At 32.4% G+C, this 25174-nt stretch carries 27 protein-coding genes; 17 read left to right on the forward strand and 10 right to left on the reverse strand.

The annotated features are described in order from the left end of the window. Positions 1–36: 36 nt before the first annotated feature. Genes HA143_RS02780 through lepB form a run of 4 tightly spaced genes read left to right on the forward strand, consistent with a single transcriptional unit; the run spans position 37 to position 1877 of the window. On the forward strand, positions 37–291 hold the full coding sequence (locus HA143_RS02780) for a hypothetical protein (RefSeq protein ID WP_209083120.1): 255 nt from the start codon (positions 37–39) through the stop codon (positions 289–291). Continuing rightward, a complete protein-coding gene (locus HA143_RS02785) occupies positions 281–835 on the forward strand; it encodes an inorganic diphosphatase (protein WP_209083121.1) in 555 nt (184 codons plus the stop codon). The genes HA143_RS02780 and HA143_RS02785 overlap by 11 nt, the downstream gene beginning before the upstream one ends. Beyond that, entirely contained in the window at positions 832–1188 is a 357-nt protein-coding gene (locus HA143_RS02790) for a Spx/MgsR family RNA polymerase-binding regulatory protein (protein WP_209083122.1), read from the forward strand. The genes HA143_RS02785 and HA143_RS02790 overlap by 4 nt, the downstream gene beginning before the upstream one ends. A gap of 29 nt (positions 1189–1217) precedes the next feature. Next, positions 1218–1877, forward strand: a complete 660-nt coding sequence (gene lepB / locus HA143_RS02795; protein ID WP_209083123.1) for a signal peptidase I — start codon at positions 1218–1220, stop codon at positions 1875–1877. A gap of 53 nt (positions 1878–1930) precedes the next feature. Here lepB and HA143_RS02800 read toward each other — a convergent pair whose 3' ends face one another. Beyond that, positions 1931–3259, reverse strand: coding sequence for a histidine phosphatase family protein (locus HA143_RS02800; RefSeq protein ID WP_209083124.1), 1329 nt, complete (start codon positions 3257–3259; stop codon positions 1931–1933). A 116-nt stretch (positions 3260–3375) separates the two neighbouring features. Here HA143_RS02800 and HA143_RS02805 point away from each other — a divergent pair, with 116 nt between their 5' ends. The 4 genes from HA143_RS02805 to tal all read left to right on the forward strand — a co-directional run bounded on the left by HA143_RS02805 (position 3376) and on the right by tal (position 8092). Then, the gene (locus HA143_RS02805) at positions 3376–4737 is read left to right on the forward strand and encodes a CPBP family intramembrane glutamic endopeptidase (protein ID WP_209083125.1); all 1362 of its coding nucleotides are present in this window, start codon (positions 3376–3378) and stop codon (positions 4735–4737) included. 85 nt (positions 4738–4822) lie between these two features. Next, on the forward strand, positions 4823–5251 hold the full coding sequence (locus HA143_RS02810; protein WP_209083126.1) for a hypothetical protein: 429 nt from the start codon (positions 4823–4825) through the stop codon (positions 5249–5251). Next, positions 5251–7002 carry a peptidoglycan D,D-transpeptidase FtsI family protein gene (locus tag HA143_RS02815; RefSeq protein ID WP_209083127.1) on the forward strand — a complete coding sequence of 584 codons (1752 nt, stop codon included), beginning with the start codon at positions 5251–5253 and terminating at the stop codon, positions 7000–7002. Before HA143_RS02810 ends, HA143_RS02815 begins: the two co-directional genes overlap by 1 nt. Positions 7003–7090: 88 nt before the next feature. Beyond that, positions 7091–8092: a transaldolase gene (gene tal / locus HA143_RS02820; RefSeq protein WP_209084407.1), complete on the forward strand. Its 1002-nt coding sequence runs from the start codon at positions 7091–7093 to the stop codon at positions 8090–8092. 24 nt (positions 8093–8116) lie between these two features. Here tal and HA143_RS02825 read toward each other — a convergent pair whose 3' ends face one another. The 5 genes from HA143_RS02825 to HA143_RS02845 form a co-directional block, all read right to left on the reverse strand. Next, positions 8117–9250 carry an NAD(P)/FAD-dependent oxidoreductase gene (locus tag HA143_RS02825; protein WP_209083128.1) on the reverse strand — a complete coding sequence of 378 codons (1134 nt, stop codon included), beginning with the start codon at positions 9248–9250 and terminating at the stop codon, positions 8117–8119. Further along, the gene (frr, locus tag HA143_RS02830; protein WP_209083129.1) at positions 9247–9795 is read right to left on the reverse strand and encodes a ribosome recycling factor; all 549 of its coding nucleotides are present in this window, start codon (positions 9793–9795) and stop codon (positions 9247–9249) included. Before frr ends, HA143_RS02825 begins: the two co-directional genes overlap by 4 nt. 22 nt (positions 9796–9817) lie before the next feature. After that, positions 9818–10522, reverse strand: a complete 705-nt coding sequence (pyrH, locus tag HA143_RS02835) for a UMP kinase (RefSeq protein ID WP_209083130.1) — start codon at positions 10520–10522, stop codon at positions 9818–9820. Between the two features lie 126 nt (positions 10523–10648). Then, on the reverse strand, positions 10649–11341 hold the full coding sequence (cobO, locus tag HA143_RS02840; protein WP_209083131.1) for a cob(I)yrinic acid a,c-diamide adenosyltransferase: 693 nt from the start codon (positions 11339–11341) through the stop codon (positions 10649–10651). A gap of 33 nt (positions 11342–11374) precedes the next feature. After that, positions 11375–12544 carry a site-specific integrase gene (locus HA143_RS02845; protein ID WP_209083132.1) on the reverse strand — a complete coding sequence of 390 codons (1170 nt, stop codon included), beginning with the start codon at positions 12542–12544 and terminating at the stop codon, positions 11375–11377. 65 nt (positions 12545–12609) lie between these two features. Here HA143_RS02845 and hemH point away from each other — a divergent pair, with 65 nt between their 5' ends. The 3 genes from hemH (at position 12610) to HA143_RS02860 (ending at position 16104) form a co-directional block, all read left to right on the forward strand. Further along, on the forward strand, positions 12610–13785 hold the full coding sequence (hemH, locus tag HA143_RS02850; RefSeq protein ID WP_209083133.1) for a ferrochelatase: 1176 nt from the start codon (positions 12610–12612) through the stop codon (positions 13783–13785). Between the two features lie 137 nt (positions 13786–13922). After that, positions 13923–15686, forward strand: a complete 1764-nt coding sequence (gene ilvB / locus HA143_RS02855; protein ID WP_209083134.1) for a biosynthetic-type acetolactate synthase large subunit — start codon at positions 13923–13925, stop codon at positions 15684–15686. Between the two features lie 67 nt (positions 15687–15753). After that, positions 15754–16104 carry a hypothetical protein gene (locus tag HA143_RS02860; protein ID WP_209083135.1) on the forward strand — a complete coding sequence of 117 codons (351 nt, stop codon included), beginning with the start codon at positions 15754–15756 and terminating at the stop codon, positions 16102–16104. A gap of 6 nt (positions 16105–16110) precedes the next feature. Here the strand turns inward: HA143_RS02860 and pgeF are convergent, their stop codons facing one another. From pgeF to HA143_RS02875, 3 genes are read right to left on the reverse strand one after another with little or no spacing between them, the layout of a single operon-like run. After that, complete coding sequence (gene pgeF, locus HA143_RS02865) at positions 16111–16923, reverse strand: peptidoglycan editing factor PgeF (RefSeq protein WP_245210841.1); 813 nt, start codon at positions 16921–16923, stop codon at positions 16111–16113. Next, the gene (locus HA143_RS02870) at positions 16916–17821 is read right to left on the reverse strand and encodes a Tab2 family RNA-binding protein (protein ID WP_209083136.1); all 906 of its coding nucleotides are present in this window, start codon (positions 17819–17821) and stop codon (positions 16916–16918) included. The genes pgeF and HA143_RS02870 overlap by 8 nt, the downstream gene beginning before the upstream one ends. Then, complete coding sequence (locus tag HA143_RS02875; RefSeq protein WP_209083137.1) at positions 17818–19032, reverse strand: S1 RNA-binding domain-containing protein; 1215 nt, start codon at positions 19030–19032, stop codon at positions 17818–17820. Before HA143_RS02875 ends, HA143_RS02870 begins: the two co-directional genes overlap by 4 nt. A 66-nt stretch (positions 19033–19098) precedes the next feature. On the opposite strand from HA143_RS02875, the gene HA143_RS02880 reads away from it, so the two are divergent. The 6 genes from HA143_RS02880 to folE all read left to right on the forward strand — a co-directional run bounded on the left by HA143_RS02880 (position 19099) and on the right by folE (position 24491). Further along, positions 19099–19905, forward strand: coding sequence for a creatininase family protein (locus tag HA143_RS02880; RefSeq protein WP_209083138.1), 807 nt, complete (start codon positions 19099–19101; stop codon positions 19903–19905). Between the two features lie 99 nt (positions 19906–20004). Continuing rightward, on the forward strand, positions 20005–20733 hold the full coding sequence (locus HA143_RS02885) for an aldehyde oxygenase (deformylating) (RefSeq protein ID WP_209083139.1): 729 nt from the start codon (positions 20005–20007) through the stop codon (positions 20731–20733). Between the two features lie 106 nt (positions 20734–20839). Further along, positions 20840–21880, forward strand: coding sequence for a long-chain acyl-[acyl-carrier-protein] reductase (locus HA143_RS02890; protein ID WP_209083140.1), 1041 nt, complete (start codon positions 20840–20842; stop codon positions 21878–21880). A gap of 3 nt (positions 21881–21883) precedes the next feature. Then, positions 21884–22891, forward strand: coding sequence for an acetyl-CoA carboxylase carboxyltransferase subunit alpha (locus HA143_RS02895; RefSeq protein WP_209083141.1), 1008 nt, complete (start codon positions 21884–21886; stop codon positions 22889–22891). Beyond that, positions 22866–23600 carry an SDR family oxidoreductase gene (locus HA143_RS02900; protein WP_209083142.1) on the forward strand — a complete coding sequence of 245 codons (735 nt, stop codon included), beginning with the start codon at positions 22866–22868 and terminating at the stop codon, positions 23598–23600. The genes HA143_RS02895 and HA143_RS02900 overlap by 26 nt, the downstream gene beginning before the upstream one ends. Positions 23601–23750: 150 nt before the next feature. Continuing rightward, positions 23751–24491: a GTP cyclohydrolase I gene (gene folE / locus HA143_RS02905; protein ID WP_209083143.1), complete on the forward strand. Its 741-nt coding sequence runs from the start codon at positions 23751–23753 to the stop codon at positions 24489–24491. Here folE and HA143_RS02910 read toward each other — a convergent pair. Beyond that, a complete protein-coding gene (locus HA143_RS02910) occupies positions 24488–25144 on the reverse strand; it encodes a phosphoribosylanthranilate isomerase (RefSeq protein WP_209083144.1) in 657 nt (218 codons plus the stop codon). The two genes, folE and HA143_RS02910, sit on opposite strands and share 4 nt — an antisense overlap. Positions 25145–25174 lie beyond the last annotated feature (30 nt).

The following is a 25174-nucleotide window of genomic DNA, read 5'->3' on the forward strand; positions in this document are numbered from 1 at the left end:
TCAATTATCTCCTTAACATTTACCAATTAAGAGTTCTTGAGTTATACGAAATCAAAGCACTTTATAAAAAGTAAATTAAGCGAAGATTCTTCTCTTGGTTCTGCTCAAAGTGATTTTGAAAGAGATGATGATGATCCTTTAAGTATAAGGAGCTTATCTATAACATCTTTAGGTATTATTTTTGCCTTTCTGACATTTGTATTACCTTCAATCAGCATTTTAATTGGAAGACCTTTTTCTCAAGGAAAAGAGGTAATTCTTAATCACGAATTTAAAAAAGATGGATCTTAGCTCTATACCTCCATCTCCAATGAAGGGAATAGTAAATATAGTTGTTGAAATACCTGCTGGCAGTAGGAATAAATACGAATATTGCTCTGAAGCAGGAATAATGGCATTAGATAGAGTATTGCATTCTTCCGTAAGATACCCTTTTGATTATGGCTTTATCCCAAATACCCTTGCTGATGATGGGGCTCCTCTTGATGCGATGGTGATAATGGATGAGCCGACTTTTGCTGGTTGTCTAATAAAAGCTAGACCTATTGGAGTTTTGGATATGCATGATTGTGGTGCATATGACGGAAAACTTTTATGTGTGCCGATGGCTAATCCTAGACAGGCCAATATAGTCAGTATTAATCAAATTGCTCCAAATCAGCTTGAAGATGTTGCTGAATTTTTTAGAACTAGTAAAGGACTTGATGGAAGAACAGTTCGAATTGATGGTTGGAGAGATTATGACGTGATTGAAAATTTATTGAAAAATTGTACACCCATAAAAAAGAAAAACTTTAAAGTAGTTAAGAAATTAAAAAGTGGTCAATTAAATTGAAAAAAATAATTTTTTATAGTTATTTAAAATGCTCTACTTGCATAAAAGCTGCAAAGTGGCTTAAAAGCAAAGATTTCGAATTTAAACTAATTGATATTGTAAAAGAACCACCACTTGTTAATTATTTAAATCTTGCTTTAGAACAATACTCTGATGATAAGAAAAGGATTTTTAATACAAGAGGTAAAGCTTTTAAAACTCTCAATCTTGATATTTATGGCTTATCAAGGGAAGAAATTATTAAACTTCTTTTAGGTGATGGCAAATTAATAAAAAGACCATTTTTGATTTACGAGGAAAAAAAAGTAATATTAGGTTTTAACGAAATTGAATATGCCAAACAAATTATATAAGGTTAAAAAATCAAAACTTTATTAATTTTATGCATGCTTCTATTAAAAGTTTTTTAAAAGAATGGGGTCTACTAATTCTATTAACTTTTTTTGTTTCTTCTTGTAGATCTTTTCTAGCAGAACCACGTTATATCCCTTCTGGTTCAATGCTTCCAGAATTACAAATAAATGATAGGCTAATTATTGAAAAATTTTCTTTAAGAAACTCTTTACCAAAAAGAGGAGATATTGTAGTTTTTAAATCTCCTTACTCATTTGATGAAAAACTAATTTCATCAAGATTTAAGCCTTTACCAAAAAAAAGCTATTGTTTTTTTATGAGTTTTCCTCCAGTTTCTTTTATTCCTGGTCTTAGGGATAAAGCTTGCGATGCTTATATTAAGAGAGTAGTCGCACTCCCAGGTGAAATTGTGAGTGTAAATAGTAAAGGTGAAGTAATGATAAATAATAAATTAATTCCTGAACCTTATATTTCTTATAAGTGCTCAGCATACTTTTTTAATAAATGTGGTGAATTTGAAAATATAAAAGTGCCCAAAGATCATTTTTTAGTTTTAGGCGATAATAGATCAAATAGCTGGGATGGAAGATATTGGCCAGGAAGTAAATTTCTTCATAAAAAGGAGATCATAGGAAAAGCTTATGTAAGATTTTGGCCTCTTAGTAAGATTGGCTTTTTTAATAAATAAAGAATCACTTTCGAAGCAGATTTAAATAAAATATTTTTTTAAAGCGTTTTTGTTTAAAGAGCGCCAGAAGCCGTTGAATCAATTATCCCTCCCAGGTGTGTTGTAATATTAAGAGCACTAATCACAGGAATTTTACTGGGATCATTAAAGAGGTCAATTACCGTTATGCCGCCATTACCTTGTTTTATCATCCAGATATTGGAATAATTAATGCCTAGGAAATTGCAAATGAGAGTTTTATTTACTGCATCGTGAGCTACGAGAAGGGTGAGATCATTATCTTTTTGAGATAAACAAATATTGTCAAAAGCATCTATAGACCTTGCTGATACATCTTTTATAGATTCGCCTTCGGGCATTATTACTTCTTCAGGTTTATCATGCCATTTTTTTAGTAAATCAGGCCACTGTTCTCTTATTTCTGCTTCCAGTTTACCCTCCCATAATCCGTGACTAATTTCTACAAGTGAATCTATTCTTTCTATTTTTAAATCTTTGCTATTTTGAAGGATTATTTGTGCAGTCTCATAAGGCCTATGCATTGAACTTGAAAATGCCTTATTGAAAGAAATATTTCTCAAATATTCATAAGTCTTTCTAGCTTGATCTTTCCCGTTTTCATTTAAAGGGATATCAATTTGGCCTTGAAATCTACCTTCTTTGTTCCAGTTAGTTTCACCATGCCTTATTAGAAATATTCTGGAATCTCCAATTTTATTTGGAATATTTTTATTGAGATGGGAAGTTTGATTTAAGCATTCAATTTGAGTCTTAAAAGAGTTATCTTTCCTTGAAATATTGATTATCGAGAAAGAAGCATTTTCTAATCTTATTTTTCTAAAACCTTGCTTAGGCTTTCCTAATAACAAGAGTATTAAACATCTGAGAATTGCATTATGGCCAACAACTAAAATATTTACATCATCTTTGTCTAGATAAATTTTTAAAATATCTTCTACAAAATTTGTTGCTTGAAAAAATAACTCTTGAATTGGTTTATAAGTTTTATTGTCATTTCTTTTTAAGATAAGGTTTTCTGGATCATTTTTCCATATAGGGTAAATTTCTGGAAATTTCTTTTTTATTTCATCAATTTTTAAACCAGACCATTCACTAAGATCTACCTCAAGCAAATTATCGTCGAATACAATATTTTGTTCTTTATTGAAGGTCTTTTTAATTGTTTTTGCAGTCTCTGCCGCTCTCACAAGTGGGGAGGAATAGATTTTATCGAAGTTTATTTTTGATAATGCTTTTCCTGCTTTTCGGGCTTGTTCGTATCCTTCATCAGTTAGTAATGAATCGTCTGTCCTACCTTGAATTAATCCTTTTGCATTGAAACTGCTTAGTCCATGCCTAACTAAAACTAATCTTATTGCCATTATATAAATTTGAAAATTAAGATAATTTAATCATCTCATGACGTGATTAAAATAGATACATAAATATAAGGAAATTCAATGATAACTAACTATAGTTTTCAAGAATATAATAAGTTATGATCTTTAAAAATATTTCTAAATCAAAACTCACTTTAGCTTTTATTTCTATCGTCATAACTTTTTTTGTATGGCAACAAGGCTTAAGAGATAGTTTAAATAGACCATCTGTCTCATTTGATATTAGTCAAAAAGAGCAAGAAATTGCTGAATTATCTGTCCAATCCATACCTGTAAATCTTAAAAAATTTTTTATCATTAATGATCCTCTTGATCAAATAAATAAATCACTCTCTAATGTCTCATTTGAAGAGCTAACAGAAAGAAATAAATTAATTCGAATAATTACTTCAGAATCAAATGATCCTATAATCTATAAAAATATTTCCAAAGATTTTGAAAATAAAAACTTTAAATTTCTGATTGATGAGATAGAAAAAAAATCTAAGAATAATTCATACAAAGCAAATTCTGATAAATTTGATTTATTTAAAGATGATAGATTTTTATATCACCTTTTAAGCCGGAAATTTGATTTTGACGATAGTGAATTAATAACAAAATCATTTTCAAGCAAAATGTTTTTTAAAATATTAGCCATAAGACTAATACCGCTTTTAACAATACTTATTGGATCTATTCTGGCTTTAAAAATATTATGGACAACCATATCTTTGAAAAAGTTTGGTTGGAAAGAAATTAAATCCTTAGATTTAGAATTAATAGATATGGTTTTATTAATTGCAGGTGGATTTGTTGTTTTAGGAGAAGTGGTATCACCTTTGTTTTCTATCAGTTTGGTTGAACTTTTTTCTAAAAATATCTCTAATGAATTGTCTCAATCTTTAAAAATTTTCTTTGGATATCTTTTTATGGCTATTCCGCCATTATGGATAGTTTATTATCAAATTAAATCTTTGAATGGTCAATTTACTTTTAAAAAGGATTATTTACAGTTTAATTTCTTGCCAATAAAATATGCAGTTATTCAGGGAATTAAAGGTTGGTTAACAATTGTTCCTTTTGTTTTATTGATCTCTCTAATTATGAATAGTCTGATTGATAATCAGAATGGTAGTAACCCTTTGCTGGAAATTGTTCTTAACAATAATAATTACTTATCATTTTTTCTATTATTTGTAACAACAACTCTATTAGCTCCTTTATTTGAAGAGATTATATTTCGCGGTATGTTACTAACAACTCTTTCAAGAGATTTTGGAGTAATTTCGGGCATCATAGTTTCAGCTTTTATCTTTGCATTAGCCCATTTAAGTTTGGCAGAAATGCCGCCATTATTTGTTCTAGGGATTGGATTAGCAATTACAAGAATTGCTTCAGGGAGTTTGTTTTCCTCAGTGATTATGCATTCTTTATGGAATGGATTGACTTTCTTAAATTTGTTCTTATTGAGGACATAAAGAATTTAATTTTTTACTTGCGAATTAAACAAAAAGATGTTTATTTAATTAATAAGACTTCTTTCATTTAAAAAATAAATCATAGATGAAACCTTATGGGAATCAACTTAATTTAAAAAAAAAAGTTTCATATGAAAGTAAAAAAAACTCTGAAAAAATATCCTTAATTAATATCAAATTAATACATCAAATTTTCGACACCATTAATGTCTCTCTTTTGGTATTAATTTTCACCTTTTTTTTCTTGTCTTTTAATAGTCAAAGAAAATGGTCAAATACATATAAAAACTTATCTAAAACAAGAGCTATCAATAATAATCTGATTGATTTTATTTCTAAAATTGAGGAATTTTATATTAGTGAACTTGAGTCTATTAATACTTATAGAAAAACTAAACCTAAAGATTTAATCTATCTAGATAAACTTCCAGAAAAAAAAGAAAGTTTATTTAAGAAAAACTTAAGTAGTTTCCTTGAAGGTTTTAGTGATAGCAAATTTCAAAGGGGATATTGATGAAAAAATACAAGAAAATTGTTCGTCTAGTACCTCTTGATCAAAGAAGATTTAAATTTCTCTATATTTTTAGCTTGCTCATAATACTTTGTTTGTTTGGTAGGTTAGTTAAATTGCAAGTCTTTAACGCCTCTGATTTGCAAAGGAAAGCTAGATTAATACAGTCTTCTAAAACTAATGCCTTAAAAACAAGGAGAGCGATTGTTGATAGAAATAAAAGACTAATTGCTTACGATAAACCTCTCTATAAATTATGGGCCCATCCAAAATATTTTAATTTTCCTGGTGATTCAATTAACAGAGTTCGCAGTATTGAAGAAGTTACAGAAAAATTGTCACCTATCTTGGATATAAATGGTGAAATACTCTTGAGTAAATTTAATAATAAAATGAGTGGTATCAAGCTTGTGGATAAAATTTCCGAAGAAAAGGCAGAAAAGATTAAAAACCTCCAAATAAGCGGACTTGATTTGTTTAAATATTCGCAGAGATATTATCCACAAGGCGAGATTTACTCTAATCTTGTTGGTTTTGTTAATGATGAGAATATAGCTTCAGCAGGTTTAGAGCTTCATTTAGATAATCAAATTAAAGTTTTTAATAAAAGTAATTTTGTAAAAATAGGAGGAGATGGAACACCTCTCCCGGATAATTCAGCCCCAGGAGATTTTATTTCTGATTACAAAAAATTAGGCTTAACTATAGATTCAAAATTACAGAAAGCGTCATTCAATGCATTATCAAAGCAAGTAAGCAAATGGAAAGCAAAGAAGGGATTTGCCATAGTTATGGATGTTAATAATGGTAGGATTCTCTCCTTGGTTACAGTCCCGTCGTACGATCCAAATAAATTTTGGCAGTATGATTCTGAACTTTTTAGGGGATGGTATTCTCAAGATTTATTTGAGCCCGGTTCAACTTTTAAACCTATTAATCTTGCATTGGCTTTAGAAGAAAAAGTAATCCAGAAAGATGGAGTAGTTGAAGATATTGGGAGAATTAATGTTGGAGGATGGACACTTTCTAATTGGGATAAAAAAGGTAATGGATACATTGACTATCCAAAAGTTTTGCAGGTTTCAAGCAATGTTGGGATGGTAAAAATCATGCAAAATTTAGACCCCTCAATTTATTGGGATTGGCTAAAAAATTTAGGTATAAATAAAATTTTAGAGACTGACTTATTTGAATCAACTGCTGGCCAACTTAAGAGAAAAGATTTATTTGTAAATCAATCAATTGAGCCTGCCGTAACTTCTTTTGGTAAAGGGTTCTCAATCTCGCCACTTAAATTACTTCAACTACATGCGGCTCTGGCAAATGGGGGGTTTGAAGTAACTCCTCATGTAACCTCAACTTTTAAAGAAAGATTTAATAAAAATCCAAAAAAACAATTTTTTTCTCAAGAGGTTTCTAAAACTGTTCTTGAATGGATGGAGAGCGTAGTTGATAAAGGTAGTGGATCTGGAGTAAAAATCGAGGGTTATAGGATTGCTGGGAAAACGGGCACTTCTCAAAAAGCCTTAAATGGTTCCTACACAAGCAAAAAAGTTTGTAGTTTTATCGCGACCTTACCAGTTAATGATCCAAAATATGCTGTCCTTGTAGTCGTTGATGAGCCATCTAAATCATATGCATATGGTTCAACTGTTGCAGTACCAGTTGCGAAAGAAATAATCGAGAGTTTGATAGTAATTGAAAAAATACCTCCTAAGATTAAAGATCACGGAATGATTGTTAAAAAACCCTAAAATTTTCCAATTTTATAAATATTTAGTTCATTATCTGATGATTTCATTAGGAATAAAAGCTAGTTTATATATATACGATTATTTAGATATGAAATCAATTTTAGAACAATTGTCCTCAATGACTGTTGTTGTTGCAGATACTGGAGATTTAGATTCGATAAAAAAATTTCAACCAAGGGACGCCACCACCAATCCATCCCTAATACTTGCTGCTGCTAAGAACCCTGATTATGTGAAATTAATTGATAAAGCTTTAGAAAGTTCAGAAAATGCATTACCACAAGGATTCTCTGAACTTGAATTAATTAAAGAAACTGTTGACCAAGTTTCAGTATTTTTTGGGAAAGAAATATTGAAAATTATTTCAGGGCGCGTATCTACAGAAGTTGATGCAAGACTGAGCTTTGACACTGAATCTACGGTAAAAAAAGCGAGAAAATTGATCAATCTTTACAAAAATTTTGGAATTGAAAAGGAAAGAATCTTGATTAAGATTGCTGCAACTTGGGAGGGAATTAAGGCAGCTGAAATTTTGGAAAAAGAAGGTATTAGGTGCAATTTAACTTTACTTTTTAACTTCTGCCAAGCGGTAACTTGTGCCAATGCAAAAATAACTCTAATTTCTCCGTTCGTTGGCCGTATATTGGATTGGCATAAAGCAAAAACTGGTAAAACTAGTTTTGTTGGTGCTGAAGACCCTGGTGTTATTTCGGTTACACAAATTTATAAGTACTTTAAAGAAAAGGGATTCAAGACAGAAGTAATGGGAGCGAGTTTTAGAAATCTTGATGAAATAAAAGAATTAGCAGGTTGCGATCTTTTAACAATCGCACCAAAATTTCTTGAAGAACTGAAAAAAGAAAATGGAGAGTTAATTAGAAAATTAGATGTAAGTACCCAAATTAATAAATCTATTGATTACGAATTTGAAGAAAAAGATTTCAGATTAAGTATGTTAGAAGATCAAATGGCGAGTGAGAAGCTTAGTGAAGGTATCACTGGATTCAGTAAGGCTATAGAAGAATTGGAAGAGCTGCTACTACAGAGATATTCAGAGATTAAAAAACATAAATTGATTTCTGCTAACTAAATTTAAGTTTGAATTGAAAAAGAATTAATCCCCACTTTTTGTTAAAAGTCTTCTGATAACCCTTTTTGCAATATCTTCATAACTCATTTCTCCTGATAATATTTGAGCGATACGTTTAGGTGCTGTTTTTCTTTTGACACCTAATTGATATCCAGTTCTGGGAAATCTATAAAATACTTGAGCTATTCTCCTCCCCCAGGCCATTGATTGCCCCCAAATGTTGTTAATTTTTTTCGTATAAAGATTTAAATCATCTACTTTTCGTGATATGCACTGATCTATGTATTCTGCAGCATAAAAACTGCTAATTAAAGATGGTCTAATTCCTTCAGCTAAAAATGGATCACATAGAGATGCTGCATCTCCAACCGCTAAAACTTTGTCACCATTAATTGAGTGGAAGCCATTCCATATTCTCAGTTTCTTACTAATTGTTTTATTCGGAAAATCATCAAAACCTAAGCTTCTTATTACTTGTTTATTTATAGCCTGATTTTCTAGAAGACCATTATTTATAAAAGTACCTAAACCAATATTTAAGCTTTCTCTTAGGGGGAATGCCCATGCAAAACCATATTTTATAAATCCAAACTCAAATCTAACTGCATCTCTAGGTATTTCACCTAACCCTTTTAATCTTAATGAGATTGTGTTAGCAAATTTCGGTTTTCTTGGCCCTAACTTGAAATAACTCGCCCATTTTGATTGAGACCCATCTGCAATTACAAGAAATTCTGCAATATATTTTATTTTGTTATTGCAAGTAATTTCCCATTTATCATTTTTTTTTTTAATTTTTTCTATCAATAATGGTCTTATTATTTGAGATCCATTACTCAAGGATTCATTAAGTAATAATTGATCTAGTTTTTCTCTTTTAACAATCCAAAATGGCGATTCACCAGTCAGATCAGCAGTTACATTATCTGCACCCTTCCATCTGAATTCAACATTCTTAATTTTTGATTCTATGCAATCTTCTATATTAAAAGGAAGAAATCTTTGCATTGAAGATGCCATCCCACCTGCACATGGTTTGTAATTTTGGGATTTTTCTTTTTCAATAATTAAAACTGAATATCCTCTCTTTGATAGGTTCAGAGCGGTGGAAGATCCTGATAAACCTCCACCAATTATTACAACGTCAAATCCTATCAAACTTTTAGAATTTCCTTCTCTTTCTCAGACAATTTAGTTTCTATTAAAGCAATATATTTATCAGTAATTTTCTGAATTTCAGATTGATTATCTCTCGATTCGTCAATAGAAATAAGGCCTTCTTTTTCGTCTTTTTTTTCTTTATCAACAGCATCTCTTCTGATATTTCTCAAAGCTACTTTTCCTTCCTCTGCATATTTAGATGCTAATTTACAAAATTCTTTTCTTCTTTCTTCTGTTAAAGGAGGTACATTTATTCTTATTACTTTCCCATCATTATTTGGAGTAATACCTAAATCACTCATAGAAATAGATTTCTCTATCGCTTGTAAACATGAAATATCGAAAGGTTGTATTGAAATTGTTTGCGAATCAACAGTGCTTATGGTCGCAAGCGATTTGATTGGTGTTTCTGCTCCGTAGTACTCAACACTTACTCTGTCTAACAAGGAAGCATTAGCTCTGCCTGTCCTAATTGTATTAAAGTTTCTTTGTGTGGCTTCAATACTTTTATTCATATTTTCTTGAATTTCTTTTTCTTTCATAATTAAAAAAATTAAATGATCTTTAACTAATTAAAGAGCCTATTGGCTCACCAGCAACAGCTTTAGAAATGTTCCCTTTTTTGAATATATCAAAAACCATAATTGGGATATTATTATCTTTGCAAAGTGCAATCGCAGTACTGTCCATTACTGCAATTTCATCACTAAGAACTTGTTGATAACTGAGAGAGGAATATTTTTTTGCATCTTTAAATTGATTAGGATCACGATCATATACTCCATCAACTTTAGTAGCCTTCATAACAACTTCGGCGTTTATCTCTGCTGCCCTCAAAGCTGCCGTAGTGTCAGTTGTAAAAAATGGATTTCCGCATCCACCTCCGAAAACTACAACTCTACCTTTTTCTAGGTGCCTCATGGCTCTTCTTCTGATATATGGTTCGGCAATTTCCTGCATTTCAATTGCTGTTTGAACTCTAGTTGCTACTCCTACTCTTTCGAGACCATCTTGAAGTGAAATCGCATTCATTACTGTTGCCAGCATCCCCACATAATCAGCAGTCGCTCTATCCATGCCATCTGCAGACCCTTTAAGGCCCCTAAAAATATTCCCACCCCCAACAACTATTGCAAGTTCTACATTATTTTTGACTACTTTTGAAACATCTTCCGCAATTGACTGAACTATAGCAGGATCGATACCATAAGGTTTTTCACCCATTAGTGCCTCACCACTAAGTTTTAAGAGAACTCTTTTGTAAGTCATTCAATAATTATACTTTTAAGACATTAGCAAGTAATTGTACCGAATTTATTTTTTGTTCAGATATTGCTTGCGTCTTTAAACATTTCTAAACCAGGATGAAGAAAATTAAATAAAAATTTGTTTTTACTAAAATTCAATACACCTTTGTGCTTTTATTCCTTGTTCTTTGAAAGGATGACTTATTAGTTTCATTTCCGTAACTAGATCCGCGTAATTGATAATTGAATCTGAGGCCCCCCTTCCGGTTAAAACAATATGATTTTTTCTATTATTTAAACTTTTAAAAAAAGTGATTATTTCTTCGGAAGCAAGATAGCCAAGTTTTGTAGCTATATTTATTTCATCAAGGATTATAAGTTTATAAGATTCATTCTTTATATACTTCTTTGCTAGTTGCCATGCTTCTCTAACTAATTTTTCATCCCTAATTCTATCTTGTGTTTCCCAAGTAAATCCTTCTCCTAATGAATGCCAAGATATGTTTGAAGACAAATTTTTAAGCGCTTTTTCTTCTCCAGTGGTCCAGCCACCTTTAATAAATTGAATAATTGCCACCTTATAACCGTGCCCTATTGTCCTTAAGGCCATCCCTAAAGATGCAGTTGTTTTGCCTTTACCATTCCCTGTGAAAACGATACATAATCCTTTTTTTGTTTTTCTGATTTGTAGTCTTTCAGCCTGAATATCTTTTCTTTGCTGCATTCTTTTTTTATACAAGCTCTCATCTCTCTCTGGTGATAGTTTGCCTCCTATACCAATTTCTTTAGCTTGATTATCGAGGTTGAATATTTTCTCGGAAGATAAAGGTTCTTCTTTCATATAACTATAATTTTATTTAGTGATTATAAATCTTTAAATACTTTTAGCTCTCTTAATTTTTAAAAGTGCATTATTCACTGCCTGTTGTTGATCCCTTTTAGTAATCCAGTGGTGATAAGTTTGAGTATGTAGACTAACAGAATGTCCCATCATTCTGGCAGCAACAGTATCAGGTAAATTATAAAAAATTGTTCTTACTGCCCAAGCATGTCTGAGATCATAAGGTTTTATTTGTAAAGAGTAACGTTTAAACTGGTCAGTAATTGTCTTGCCAATATTTTGTAAGGTTGTAAATTTTAGGTTTCTATTAATATTTGGTAGAAGTCCTGGATTCTCACCAAGTTTTGATAATTCGAACTTTTCTACCCATTCAGGGTGGAATGGCCAAACTTGATGTTCCCCTGTTTTAGTCGTAGGTAGAACTCTAATAATTTTGTCTCCAAATTTTGTTAAAGAACTTAAATCACAAAAAAAGACTTCATGATTTCTTAATCCATATGTAGCCATTAAACCAAAAACAAATTTCCAAGATTTGTTCGGGATCTTCTCCCAAAGTTTCTCTATCAGCTCGTCGGTTGGGAGATTCCTAAATCCTGCTTTATTTAGGCCATATCCTTTAGAATTTAATTTCCAATCTTCTGGAAGTTTAATGTCCAAAAACTTAGCCAACACACCTAGAGAAGTGGCGCATTGTTTCCTACTTCTGCTGCCTTCTTCGTAACTTTCAAGTGTTTTTTGAAATATTTTTTCTAAATCTTCATTAACATAAGCACTATAAATTGTTAGGATTCTTTTCAGATAGGGTTTGTAAGAACTTCTCCATGTGGTTTTCCTAGTACTGTTTAGATATTCACTTTTGCTTTCTTTAAAAAAAAATTCCTCAAATTGGTTTAATCTTTTTGGAAATTCATAATCAATTTTTATTTGATTATTATTAGTGTTACTTATCCAATTAACCCATTCAAATTGATTTAATTCCAGTTGCAAATTGATTAATTGTAATTTTTTTTTGGCCTCCTCTAATCCAGAAGTATCGGCCTTTATACCAAGAGATATTCTTTGAATTTTAAAGTTGTTTTTATCTTCTTTTGAGGGTAATGAACCTCTAATATTTAATTTCTCGCCCCTTTTTTCAATCCTAAGCTTACTTCCTTGAGTAGCAAATTTTTCATTGACATTATTAATTTCCTGAATTACGTTCATTTACTTATATAATTGACCTTATAATGACGTTTTTAATGTTGATTTTCAATCTTCATAATTTTTAAATGGATAAAATAGGCGTCTTACTAATGAATTTAGGAGGGCCTGAACGCATTACCGATGTAGGCCCATTCTTATATAATCTTTTTTCTGATCCGGAGATAATCAGAACTCCTTTCCCTGCTTTCCAAAAGCCCTTGGCTTGGTTAATTAGTACGCTTAGAAGTACAACTTCACAACAGGCTTATCTTTCTATAGGCGGAGGATCACCTATCAGGAGGATCACTGAACAACAAGCTAGAGAATTGCAATCTAAATTAAGGGATAAAGGGTTAAATGCTACTACCTATATCGCTATGAGGTATTGGCATCCTTTTACGGAATCAGCAATTGCTGATATGAAAGCAGATGGTATACAGCAAATTGTTGTACTACCTTTGTATCCACATTTTTCAATAAGTACAAGTGGTTCAAGCTTTAGGGAATTAAAAAAATTGCGAGATGCTGATGATGATTTTAAGAAAATCCCAATGAGATGTGTAAGAAGTTGGTTCAGTCAATCAGGTTATTTAAAGGCAATGGTCGAATTAATTGCCGAACAAATTTCACTTTGTGAGTTACCTTCTAATGCTCATATATTTTTTACTGCTCATGGAGTTCCTAAGAGTTATGTAGAGGAAGCTGGAGACCCTTATAAACAACAAATTGAAGATTGTTCTTTATTATTAATAAGTGAGCTGGAAAAATATTTAGGGCACAGTAACCCTCATACACTCTCTTATCAAAGTAGAGTTGGTCCAGTTGAATGGTTGAAGCCTTATACAGAAGAAGTTTTAGCTGATCTTGGGAGGTCAAATGTTAATGATTTAATTGTGGTTCCCATTAGTTTCGTTGGAGAGCATATTGAGACATTGCAAGAAATTGACATTGAATATAAAGAAATTGCCGAAAAAGCTGGTATTAAAAACTTTCGCAGAGTGAAGGCTCTAAATACTAATTCTACTTTTATTGAGGGTCTTACTGATCTTGTGATTTCCTCTTTAGAAGGACCTATAGTTAATATAGAGGATGCTTCTCAGTTGCCTGAAAAAGTTAAACTTTATCCCCAAGAGAAATGGCAATGGGGTTGGAATAATAGTTCAGAAGTGTGGAATGGAAGGGTTGCTATGATTGTTTTTCTTGTGCTTTTTGTTGAGCTTATTTCAGGCTCTGGCCCCTTACATAAGTTAGGAATCTTATAAGGATCAATCTATAATTTATTTAAGCAATTTCAACTTCTTGAAAGGTTTTTTTGAATACTTTTCTGACATTACATTTCTAAATGAGGCAAAAGTTTTTAATTAAGTTTAGTATTTATAGTAAATATTGAATATCTTTAGTGACTCTTAGTTCGAGATCCTTGTCAAAGGGTAGTTCAAAAAATGAGAATCCAGTTTGGATAACTGGTGCAGATGCACTAATGGATTCTCTAAGAATTCATGGGGTAAAGGTTATATTTGGATATCCTGGGGGAGCCATACTACCAATATATGACGCCGTTCATAAGGCAGAACAAGATGGTTGGTTAAAGCATTATATGGTTAGACATGAACAAGGAGGTTCTCATGCGGCTGATGGATATGCAAGATCTACTGGTGAAGTAGGCGTATGTTTCGGGACCTCAGGTCCAGGTGCAACAAATTTGGTAACCGGAATTGCAACTGCTCAAATGGATTCAGTCCCTCTAGTAGTAGTTACCGGTCAAGTCCCAAGACCTGCTATAGGGACAGATGCTTTTCAAGAAACTGATATTTTTGGCATAACTCTTCCAATAGTCAAACATTCATGGGTAATAAGAGATCCTTCAGACATTGCAAAAGTAGTTTCAGAAGCTTTTTTTATAGCCTCTTCAGGAAGACCTGGCCCTGTTTTAATTGATATACCCAAAGATGTAGGTCAAGAATTCTTTCATTACCAAAGAGTTTTGCCTGGTGAGATTATTCCTAAAGGATTCAAAAGAAATGGAGCAATTAATGATTCTGACATTAAAAAAGCTATTAAATTAATTGAAGAATCTGAAAGACCTCTTCTCTACGTTGGAGGTGGGGCAATATCTTCAGGGGCTCATGATGAAATAAGAACTTTGGCAAACAATTATCAAATACCAGTTACTACGACTTTAATGGGGAAAGGCGCTTTTGATGAAAAAGATAATTTATCCGTTGGCATGTTAGGAATGCACGGAACTGCTTACGCAAACTTTGCCGTTACAGAATGTGATCTTTTAATAGCTATTGGAGCTAGATTTGATGATAGGGTGACTGGAAAATTAGATACTTTTGCACCTCATGCAAAGGTCATTCATATAGATATTGATCCAGCAGAAGTTAATAAAAATAGACGTGTAGATGTTGCAATTGTCTCAGATGTTTCAAAAGCCGTTAGCAAAATTAATGAAAAATCACTAAATAACACATTTGCTTGTCGGACAAAGAATTGGTTAGAAAAAATTGATTTTTGGAAAAATAAACATCCTTTGTATGACCCTCCTAAAGAAGGAGAAATTTATCCTCAGGAAGTTCTGTTGAAAGTTAGGGAACTTTTACCAGAAGCTTATGTAACTACAGATGTAGGCCAACATCAGATGTGGGCTGCCCAATATCTTAGGAATTCTCCAAGAAAATGGATTAGTAGTGCAGGCTTAGGAACTATGGGTTTTGGATTGCCAGCGGCAATTGGAGTAAAAGCAGCCTTACCTAATTCAGATGTAATTTGTATTGCAGGAGATGCAAGTGTCTTAATGAATATTCAAGAATTAGGAACTTTATCTCAATATGGTCTAAAGGTGAAATTGATTATTATCAATAATCGCTGGCAAGGGATGGTAAGACAATGGCAGGAAAGTTTCTACGATGAAAGATATTCCTCATCTGATATGAGTTGTGGTGAACCTGATTTTGTAAAACTTTCTGAGTCTTTTGGAGTTAAAGGATACTTAATTGCTGATAGAGAACAATTACAGAATGAATTAAAAAATGCGCTTGATCATGACGGACCTGCTTTGATTAATATCCTTGTCAGAAGAGGTGAAAATTGTTATCCAATGGTTCCTCCTGGTAAAAGTAATGCTCAAATGGTTGGATATGTTAATTGTGAAGAGTAATTTTTATTTAATTCGTCATTTTAAAAAATTAACTTTAAAATAATTTAAAAAATTAGATATTTCTGAATTGAAAAAATTATCAAAAATTTTAATTATAATTTGCATGATTGTTCTTAATCCTGTAATAGTTAACGCGGCCGAAATTCTTCAAATTAAAAGTTCAAATACTATTTTGGTTGGGGATCAAAATAGGAACCTAACAATTGGATTATTTTGTGTAGATGTAAATGAAAATGATGAGCTTGAAGCAACTAATTTACTCAAGAGTGAATTTCCAAGGGGAAGCAAAGTGAAAATAAAACCTTTTGGTTTTAAGGAGAATATTTTGTTAGCCAAGGTTTTTAATATTAAAGGTACTAAGGAGATGACAGAATTATTAGTTGCTAAAGAGTTAACTATAGAAAATTGTCCAAATTAACTAATCCTATGAGCAGATTAAATTCCATTGCCTCGAGATTGTTTTGCTCCTTCTCCAGGAATTAAATTCATTTTTTAATTCGTATGTGCATAAATTTGAGATGTCGATATTTGTATTTGGGATATTTTCATTCAAAAGTTGCCTATAGGCAACTTTTCTAAGATCTAGTTGATTTAGTTTTTTCTCTTTCAAGTTATTTAAATCATTAAAATAAAAATTTCTTTCAGTTTTAGTAAAATTGACTGTTGATTTGTTGTTTTCAGCTTTTCTATAAAATTCTTTGAGTGTCTTTTTATCAACTAGATAATGTTCCTTAGATATCGCTGGCCCTATCGCAACAAGTAAATCATCTCTAGAAGTTCCTAAATTATCGAAAAATTTAACCAGATTTTTTATTATTTTTTTTTCTAATCCTTTTCTTCCACAATGTAAGGCAGCTACATTTCTTGAACTTTTATCTGCAAAAAATATTGGCATGCAATCTGCTGTGTAAACCCACAAATTTTGATTGGATTGATCCCCAACAAGACCATCTGCATCAACCTTACTACCTTTTTGAGAATTTGATCCAAAAACTATCACATTACTGTGAATTTGATTAGAAATACAATTTACCTGATTTTCATTAAAGTGATTTCCTAATAATTGAATTAAGTTTTCAGAGCTAGAATTAGTAAAGTATGCATGTGCAAATCTATGTTGACTAAGAATAGGTGAAGAATAATACTCAAATGCTTTGTTTTGAATAAAAATTTCAGTTTTTGAAAAATATATTTCTTTGTAAGGAATAGTTCTCTCTCCTAACCTAAATTTATGCAATTAATTCAATATCTCTCAAGATCCAGAATCCTGCAAATTTTTCGATGTATGGCGTTGATTGTATAGAGATAAATTGATAACCAAAAGAGTTTTTTTTATTTTCTAAAAACTTTGTACTTAAAATGTTCGCATCTTTTTCTGGCAAATCTGTTACCAGCCACTTATCGTTTTCTGAAGCTTCAAGGATGAGTTGGTTCTTACTTATGGTTAATTTAACAGGTTCTAAACAACTGAACCATGCAGAAAGAGCTAGAGATCTATCTTTGCTAAAAAGTCTTAACCCTGGAACCAAGTCATTATCATCTAAATCTTGCTGAATTGGGAAAATATCTCCAAATTCCATAGGCCAATTTTGTGCTGATTTGAGTTCGCCAATTGATATTTCAGAGATGGTTAAAGCATCACCCCTCACTGCTTCTGGGAGAGGTTGAGGGGGGGGTTCCATTGTGGAAGTAAAACTAGGAGCTAGTACCCCTCTTACATAACCTTTTTCCTTTGGATAAATCTCTTTTTCAAGAAATTCAATTCTATCGAATAAATTGTAAGTTCTTCTACTTACAAGAGGCTCAATACGTATGGCCTCAAGAGATTTCTTAATGATCGATTTCATTGACGACCTCCAGAATCGAACTATTGAAGGTTTCGCCCAACCTTGTTTTTTTGCTTCACATATTGCTTCGGTAAGAGCCTTTGTAAGCCATACTGAATTAACTTCATTGGCAGGGCATTTTTTATTCCAAAGAAAAATATCTTCTGTCTTATACCTTTTTGTAGAACAAATAATTAACTCCCATCTTTTTTTTCCATTTGCTTCAAGTATTGGTCTTGAATAAAAGTCTAATTCCCAATCTGAAATTTTTAATTCAATACCAGGTTCTGTTTTTTTATTGATGTTCATTTATCTTGTTCTTTTTTATCGAAGAGTGATTTGGTTTTTAGTGCTCTCTCTGTAGCTTCTTGCATAACTTTTTGCTTATCAATAATTAATTCTCCAGAAGAGTTTTCTAGGAGTGCTGTATTGAGACCAATGCGCCCTTTCTCAAGGTCAATTTCAGATATTAGAGCTTTTATGTTTTCCCCTTCTCTAAAGATTTCTCTTAGAGAACGAATCGATCCATTTGTGACTGAGGATTGATGAAGAAGTCCACTAGCTCCTCCTAAATCAATAAAAAAACCATATGGTTTTACCGCTAAAACTTCTCCTTCAATTAATTGACCCAATTCTAGACTTGTAAGTTTAGAGACTAATGATGCTTTCTTTTCAGAGAGTACTAATTTTCTGGATTCTGGATTAACCTCAAGAAAGGCTACTTTTAGAGTTTTACCAACAAAAGATTGATAATCTTGACCATCTTCAAGTTGAGATCTTGGAATGAATCCTCTCAATCCATCTACATCACATGTAAGCCCACCTCTATTGAATCCATTAATTAAAACGTCAATTAATTCTCCATTTTTTGCGGAAAGTGATACTTTCTCCCAACTTTGCCTGAGAATTAATGCCCGAGCGCTAACTGTTACCATCCCATCAGCATTTTGTTCTTTGACAACCAAAACTTCCATTTCAAGGCCTATAGAATACTTTTCTTTAAAGTTAGTTATGACGCCTAACCCACATTCTTTTTTTGGCATATAACCAGGAGCTTTTCCACCAATGTCAACATATAGTCCATCACTTTCAATTGCTATAACTTTCCCTGAAATTGTTTCTCCTGTAGCCCCAACGGGCTCGTTTGCATTTAAAGCCTCTAAAAAAGCACTTTCATCAAAATCGAATTCATCAACTGTTCTTTCTAATTGAAAATCTGTGTTTTGCTCAGAAAAACTATTGGGTCTATTTAAGTTTTGTTGAGAAATATTAAAAGCGTTAGTGTCTTCATTACTGGCCTCAATTTCTCTCACTGATTCATCTTTAAGTATTTGAGGTTTGATTGCGATATTTTCTTTTTTAATTTCTTCTTGCGAATTGGTTTGTTCAGTTTCTATTTCTTGAGATTTTTTTTGAGTATCTTTTTTGCTTATGTGAAGTACCTGAAGAGGTTTTTTAAAATCTTTTTTATTGCCCTTTGGTTGGATATTATCTTGGGCATTGTTATTACTGACTCCCATCGTAGGTAAAATAAGAATAATTAACTATTAACATACTCTAAATGTTAGTACTCAAAATGAAAATTAATGAACTTTAAACGAATACCTAATAAATTTGAATATTTAAATTGGCAAGAAATTGAGAGTATTGCAAAAGAAAAAAGATCGACGGTGATTTGGCCATTCGGTGCTGTTGAGCAACATGGGCCGCATTTGCCTCTTGCTACAGATAGTATTTTTGTTGATGAAATTATTAGCGAAGTGTTTAAATTAATCCCTACCGATATTCCATTAAAAAAACTTCCAACTCAATATATTGGTTTTTCTCCAGAACATAAGGGTTTTGCCGGAACAATTTCACTTTCCTCAAATTTAATAACCTCAATGATTAAGGAAGTCGGAGGTCAATTATCTGAAATGGGTTTTAAAAGATTGATATTGATTAATGGACATGGAGGTCAAATCTCACTACTAAATACAGCGGCAAGAGAGTTAAGAAGTTTCGCGCCTGCCATGGCAGTTTTCCCTTGTTTCTTGTGGAGTGGTGTTAATGGATTAAATGAATTGTTAACAAAAACTGAGATCGAGGATGGGCTTCATGCTTCTTTAGCCGAAACAAGTTTGATGCTCGCTTTAAAACCAGAATTGGTAGGTGATGCACGCCCAAATGAGGGCATTAAAGGACAGATCCCAGAAGGTTGGAGTCTAGAGGGGAATGCGCCTACTGCTTGGCTTACTGACGACTTTAGTAAATCAGGTGTTATAGGGGATAGCAGAGGAGCAAATGAGTCTTTAGGAAAAAATCTAAAGGAATTATTAGTTAATCATTGGTTCAAATTGATAATGAATCTGATGCAATCGGATTGGCCCAATATAAATTGCAATAAATTTTAGTAAAAATGTGATTTAACAATTGAAAATATTTTCATGATATTTAAATAAACTTACTATAATCATGTAATATTCATGCATAATGAGCTAAAGATTACCGACATGCAAACTCTAGAATCAAATAAAAAAACAACTGAGGAATCTACAAACCCGATTTCTTTAGATTTGCCCGACTTCACTACAGATTCTTATAAGGATGCATACAGCAGAATAAATGCAATTGTTATAGAGGGAGAGCAGGAGGCTCATGATAATTACATTTCAATAGCATCCTTAATTCCAAATGAGTTAGAAGAGTTAACTAAGTTGGCGAAAATGGAAATGAAGCATAAAAAAGGCTTTACTGCATGTGGAAGAAATTTAGGCGTAGTTGCCGATATGGAATTTGCTCAAAAATTCTTTTCTAAATTACATGGTAATTTTCAAATTGCTCTACAAAAAGGAAATATAACAACATGTCTTTTAATACAAGCTATTTTAATCGAAGCATTTGCAATCTCTGCTTATAACGTCTATATACGAGTTGCAGATCCTTTCGCAAAAAAAATAACAGAGGGAGTTGTTAAAGATGAATATCTTCATTTAAATTATGGCCAAGAATGGCTTAAAGAGAATTTATCCACTTGTAAAGAGGAATTATTCGAAGCTAATAAGGTTAACCTTCCCTTAATAAAAAAAATGCTGGATGAAGTAGCAGATGACGCATCAGTTTTAGGTATGGATAGAGAAGAATTAATGGAAGAATTTATGATTGCTTATCAAGATACCCTTATGGAAATAGGTCTAGACAATAGAGAAATAGCAAGAATGGCTATGGCAGCTATTGTTTAATTATACTTCTACTTTTTTTAAGCATTTTAATAATTAATCTTTTTAATTAAGTAGTTACCTCTATGCTATTCTTCATAACAACGTATAGACCATTAATAAATTTTAAATGTTTGGGTTAATAGGCCACTCAACTAGTTTTGAAGATGCAAAAAGAAAAGCTTCGTTACTAGGCTTTGATCATATAGCAGATGGCGACCTAGATGTTTGGTGTACAGCTCCTCCTCAATTGGTTGAGAATGTAGAGGTTAAGAGTGCTACTGGAATATCTATTGAAGGTTCATACATAGATTCTTGCTTTGTTCCTGAAATGCTTTCTAGGTTTAAAACGGCCAGAAGAAAGGTATTAAATGCTATGGAACTAGCTCAGAAAAAAGGGATAAATATTACCGCTTTAGGAGGATTTACTTCTATTATTTTCGAGAATTTTAATCTTCTACAGCATAAACAAATTCGAAATACTTCATTAGAGTGGGAGAGATTTACTACTGGCAATACTCATACCGCCTGGGTTATTTGTAAACAACTAGAAATAAATGCGCCTCGCATTGGGATAGACCTTAAAAAAGCAACTGTTGCTGTAATTGGTGCTACAGGTGATATTGGTAGTGCTGTTTGTAGATGGCTTTTGAATAAAACTGGGATTTCAGAACTTCTTATGGTAGCAAGACAACAAGAACCACTAGCGCTTTTACAAAAAGAATTAGATGGTGGCACCATAACAAGTTTAGATGAGGCATTGCCTCAGGCGGATATTGTTGTATGGGTCGCAAGTATGCCTAAAACTATTGAAATTGATACTGATAACTTAAAGAAACCATGTTTAATGATTGATGGTGGATACCCCAAAAATCTTGATGAGAAATTTCAAGGTGAAAATATTCATGTTTTAAAAGGAGGTATAGTAGAGTTTTTCAATGATATTGGTTGGAATATGATGGAACTTGCGGAAATGCAAAACCCTCAGCGAGAGATGTTTGCTTGTTTTGCAGAAGCTATGATTTTAGAATTTGAAAAGTGTCATACAAACTTTAGTTGGGGAAGAAATAACATCTCTCTTGAAAAGATGGAATTTATTGGAGCAGCTTCTTTAAAACATGGTTTTTCTGCGATTGGACTTGATAAGCAACCTAAAGTATTAACTGTCTAAATTATGGCTAAACGTTACCTTCTTGATTTTGAAAAGCCTCTTGTTGAACTTGAGAAACAGATAGAGCAGATTAAAGAATTAGCTCGAGATTCAGAAGTTGATGTTAGTCAACAGCTTCTACAGCTTGAAACCTTAGCCGCTAGGAGGAGAGAAGAAATATTTAAATCTCTTACTCCTGCACAAAAGATTCAGGTAGCTAGGCATCCTCAAAGGCCTAGTACTTTGGATTTTGTTCAAATGTTTTGTGATGACTGGATCGAATTACATGGAGACAGAAATGGGGGCGATGATATGGCCCTAATTGGGGGAGTAGGTTCGATAAATAATAGACCAGTGATGATGTTAGGGCATCAGAAAGGAAGGGACACAAAAGAAAATGTAGTAAGAAACTTTGGGATGGCAAAACCAGGAGGTTACAGAAAAGCTCTTAGATTAATGCAGCATGCAAATAGATTTTCCTTGCCAATTCTTACATTTATTGATACTCCTGGAGCTTATGCTGGTTTAAAAGCTGAAGAACAGGGGCAAGGGGAAGCGATTGCAAGAAATCTACGAGAGATGTTTGGATTGAAAGTTCCAATTGTGGCTACTGTCATTGGAGAAGGCGGTTCAGGAGGTGCACTCGGTATAGGTGTTGCCGATAGGTTACTAATGTTTGAACACAGTGTTTATACAGTTGCCAGCCCAGAAGCATGTGCATCAATTCTCTGGAGAGATGCAGCGAAGGCGCCAGAAGCTGCAGCAGCACTTAAAATTACAGGTAAAGATTTACTTAAATTGGGGATAATAGATGAGGTATTACCAGAACCTTCTGGTGGGAACAATTGGGCTCCTTTAGATGCTGGTAACACACTAAAAGAGGCTATTGAGAAACACCTTAATGATTTACTGAAAATGCCTGAAGATGAATTAATTGAGGAAAGATACAAAAAATTTAGGGTTTTAGGTAAATTTATCGAAGCAAATAATATTGAAGAGATTTATAGTGAAATTCCCCAAAAAACTGAATAAATTGAAACTAGCTTTTATAACAGGTGCTACGAAAGGTATTGGTAGATCTACTGCAATTACTTTTGCTAATGCTGGCTGGGATTTAATTTTACTCTCTAGGAATATGAATTTAATGGAGAAACTAAAGAACGAACTGTTAACTACTAAATCAAAAATTAGCCTAGTTAAATGTGATTTATCTAATCCTCTAGAAATAGATCATTGTGTTAAAGAAGCAATTGTGAAGTATGGTTGTCCTTCAGTCTTGATAAACAATGCCGGTTGTGCATTTAATGGGCCTTTAGTAGAGATGGATTTTGGTCAATGGGAACAAACTATTCAAATAAACCTCACAAGTGTTTTTCAAATTTGCAGCTCAATAATTCCTCATATGAGAAAAAATGGTGGTTTAGTAATTAATGTTAGTAGTCATGCCTCTTATAATGCATTCCCCCAATGGGGAGCTTATTGTATTTCAAAATCTGCACTAGCGATGTTTACTAAATGCTTAAGGGAAGAAGAGAGATCTAATTCAATAAGAGCGTGCACAATTACTCTTGGTTCAGTAAATACTCCACTTTGGGATTCCGAATCAATCAATTCTGATTTTGATAGAACTTCTATGCTCTCTTCGAGTGAGGTATCAGATACTATTCTCTATATGGCTCAAAAACCTGAATCACAATTGATTGAAGACTTAACTTTAATGCCTTCTGGTGGAGCTTTTTAAAAATTTTTTATCTACTTTATCCTTAAAAAGTGATTTTTTTAGGACTATACGAACCCGATTGAACAAGAGAATGTGATATAGTGTATGAGCAATTAAGCTTTTAGAAGATACAGTTAATTAAGTTACATACAATTTTCTTTTTAAAATTTTATGACGTCTACATTACCCAACGATAATATTAGAAACTTTGACGACCAGATTACTAATAAATTAATCTCCGAAATTATAAGAGGCAGAATTAAGAATTCTGGAAGAAGATTTAATGCTAATGATAATATTGCGGATTTTATAAATCCTGGAGAATTAGAAATTTTAGAAAAAGAAGTTGCTTCAAGAGTAAAAGACTTACTGAAGTCTCTAGTAATAGATGTTGAAAATGATCATAATACACAGGAAACTGCTGAAAGAGTTTCAAAGATGTATATAAATGAGGTTTTTAAAGGGAGATATCATGACCAACCGAAAGTTACAAGTTTCCCGAATGATAAGAACCTTGATGAGATTTATACAGTTGGACCTATTTCTGTAAGATCTGCGTGTTCACACCATTTAGTTCCCATACTGGGAGAGTGTTGGATAGGTATTAAACCTGGGAACAAGGTCATAGGACTTTCAAAATTTGCGAGAGTTGCTGATTGGGTTTTTTCAAGACCTCATATTCAGGAAGAGGCTGTAATGATACTTGCAGATGAAATTGAAAAATTGTGTGAACCTAAAGGTTTAGGCATTATTGTAAAAGCTCAACATTATTGTATGAAGTGGAGGGGAGTTAAAGAACCAAATACAAGTATGATTAATTCAGTAGTAAGAGGTGACTTCAGACATGATTTAAGTTTAAAACAAGAATTTTTTGAGCTTGTAAAACAGCAATCTGCTACAAATAATTACTAATTATTTTCTAAAAACTTAATTAACTCTTTTGTTTTTTTAAGATCTTTTATACCTGGAGAAGTCTCAATACTGCTAGAAATGTCTAGTCCATCTGGTTTGATTTCATTTAAAATCTCATCAATCCATTTAATTGATATTCCACCTGCTAACCACCAAGGTTTGCTAAATTGCAGATTCTGTAGATAAATAGATTTTATTTTTTCCCCTGAGCCTCCATAAGTTTTTTCATTCCAAGAATCAAGCAGTATCGCATCTACATAATCTTCAAAAGGTTTTATTTTATCCAAGTCTCTTTTTGTTTTTATTCTGAAAGCCTTCCATATGCCAATATTTGGAATTTCTTTTCTTATTTTTTTGCAGTAATGAATATCCTCATCTCCATGTAATTGAAGGATAGTTTCACTTGGGTTGCCTAAGAAATTTTTGATAATTAAATCTATGGGACAATTTTGCACAACAGATACTCTATGGATTTTTGGATAAAAACTGTCTAAGGTTTTAAATATTTTTTTCTTAATTTCAGCTGATACATACCTTGGTGACTCTTCAACCGAAATAATGCCTATAGCATGCGCTCCTAATTCAGCGACTTTAAGAGCTTGTTCTTCGGAAGTTAGTCCACAAATTTTAACTAAAGTATTAGTCTTGGGCATATCATTATCCTGTATGTAAAATTAATATTA

Origin of the sequence: Prochlorococcus marinus CUG1415, from assembly GCF_017696015.1 — a bacterium.
In the GTDB taxonomy this organism is placed as follows: Bacteria; Cyanobacteriota; Cyanobacteriia; order PCC-6307; family Cyanobiaceae; genus Prochlorococcus_A; species Prochlorococcus_A marinus_AE.

Excerpts from the sequence above, each read along its gene's own strand:
- HA143_RS02785 (WP_209083121.1), top strand. The coding sequence starts at position 281 with ATGGATCTTAGCTCTATACCTCCATCTCCAATGAAGGGAATAGTAAAT.
- lepB (WP_209083123.1), top strand. The coding sequence starts at position 1,218 with ATGCATGCTTCTATTAAAAGTTTTTTAAAAGAATGGGGTCTACTAATT.
- HA143_RS02800 (WP_209083124.1), bottom strand. The coding sequence starts at position 3,259 with ATGGCAATAAGATTAGTTTTAGTTAGGCATGGACTAAGCAGTTTCAAT.
- HA143_RS02805 (WP_209083125.1), top strand. The coding sequence starts at position 3,376 with ATGATCTTTAAAAATATTTCTAAATCAAAACTCACTTTAGCTTTTATT.
- HA143_RS02810 (WP_209083126.1), top strand. The coding sequence starts at position 4,823 with ATGAAACCTTATGGGAATCAACTTAATTTAAAAAAAAAAGTTTCATAT.
- HA143_RS02815 (WP_209083127.1), top strand. The coding sequence starts at position 5,251 with ATGAAAAAATACAAGAAAATTGTTCGTCTAGTACCTCTTGATCAAAGA.
- tal (WP_209084407.1), top strand. The coding sequence starts at position 7,091 with ATGAAATCAATTTTAGAACAATTGTCCTCAATGACTGTTGTTGTTGCA.
- frr (WP_209083129.1), bottom strand. The coding sequence starts at position 9,795 with ATGAAAGAAAAAGAAATTCAAGAAAATATGAATAAAAGTATTGAAGCC.
- pyrH (WP_209083130.1), bottom strand. The coding sequence starts at position 10,522 with ATGACTTACAAAAGAGTTCTCTTAAAACTTAGTGGTGAGGCACTAATG.
- cobO (WP_209083131.1), bottom strand. The coding sequence starts at position 11,341 with ATGAAAGAAGAACCTTTATCTTCCGAGAAAATATTCAACCTCGATAAT.
- HA143_RS02845 (WP_209083132.1), bottom strand. The coding sequence starts at position 12,544 with ATGAACGTAATTCAGGAAATTAATAATGTCAATGAAAAATTTGCTACT.
- hemH (WP_209083133.1), top strand. The coding sequence starts at position 12,610 with ATGGATAAAATAGGCGTCTTACTAATGAATTTAGGAGGGCCTGAACGC.
- HA143_RS02870 (WP_209083136.1), bottom strand. The coding sequence starts at position 17,821 with ATGAACATCAATAAAAAAACAGAACCTGGTATTGAATTAAAAATTTCA.
- HA143_RS02875 (WP_209083137.1), bottom strand. The coding sequence starts at position 19,032 with ATGGGAGTCAGTAATAACAATGCCCAAGATAATATCCAACCAAAGGGC.
- HA143_RS02880 (WP_209083138.1), top strand. The coding sequence starts at position 19,099 with ATGAACTTTAAACGAATACCTAATAAATTTGAATATTTAAATTGGCAA.
- HA143_RS02885 (WP_209083139.1), top strand. The coding sequence starts at position 20,005 with ATGCAAACTCTAGAATCAAATAAAAAAACAACTGAGGAATCTACAAAC.
- HA143_RS02890 (WP_209083140.1), top strand. The coding sequence starts at position 20,840 with ATGTTTGGGTTAATAGGCCACTCAACTAGTTTTGAAGATGCAAAAAGA.
- HA143_RS02895 (WP_209083141.1), top strand. The coding sequence starts at position 21,884 with ATGGCTAAACGTTACCTTCTTGATTTTGAAAAGCCTCTTGTTGAACTT.
- folE (WP_209083143.1), top strand. The coding sequence starts at position 23,751 with ATGACGTCTACATTACCCAACGATAATATTAGAAACTTTGACGACCAG.
- HA143_RS02910 (WP_209083144.1), bottom strand. The coding sequence starts at position 25,144 with ATGCCCAAGACTAATACTTTAGTTAAAATTTGTGGACTAACTTCCGAA.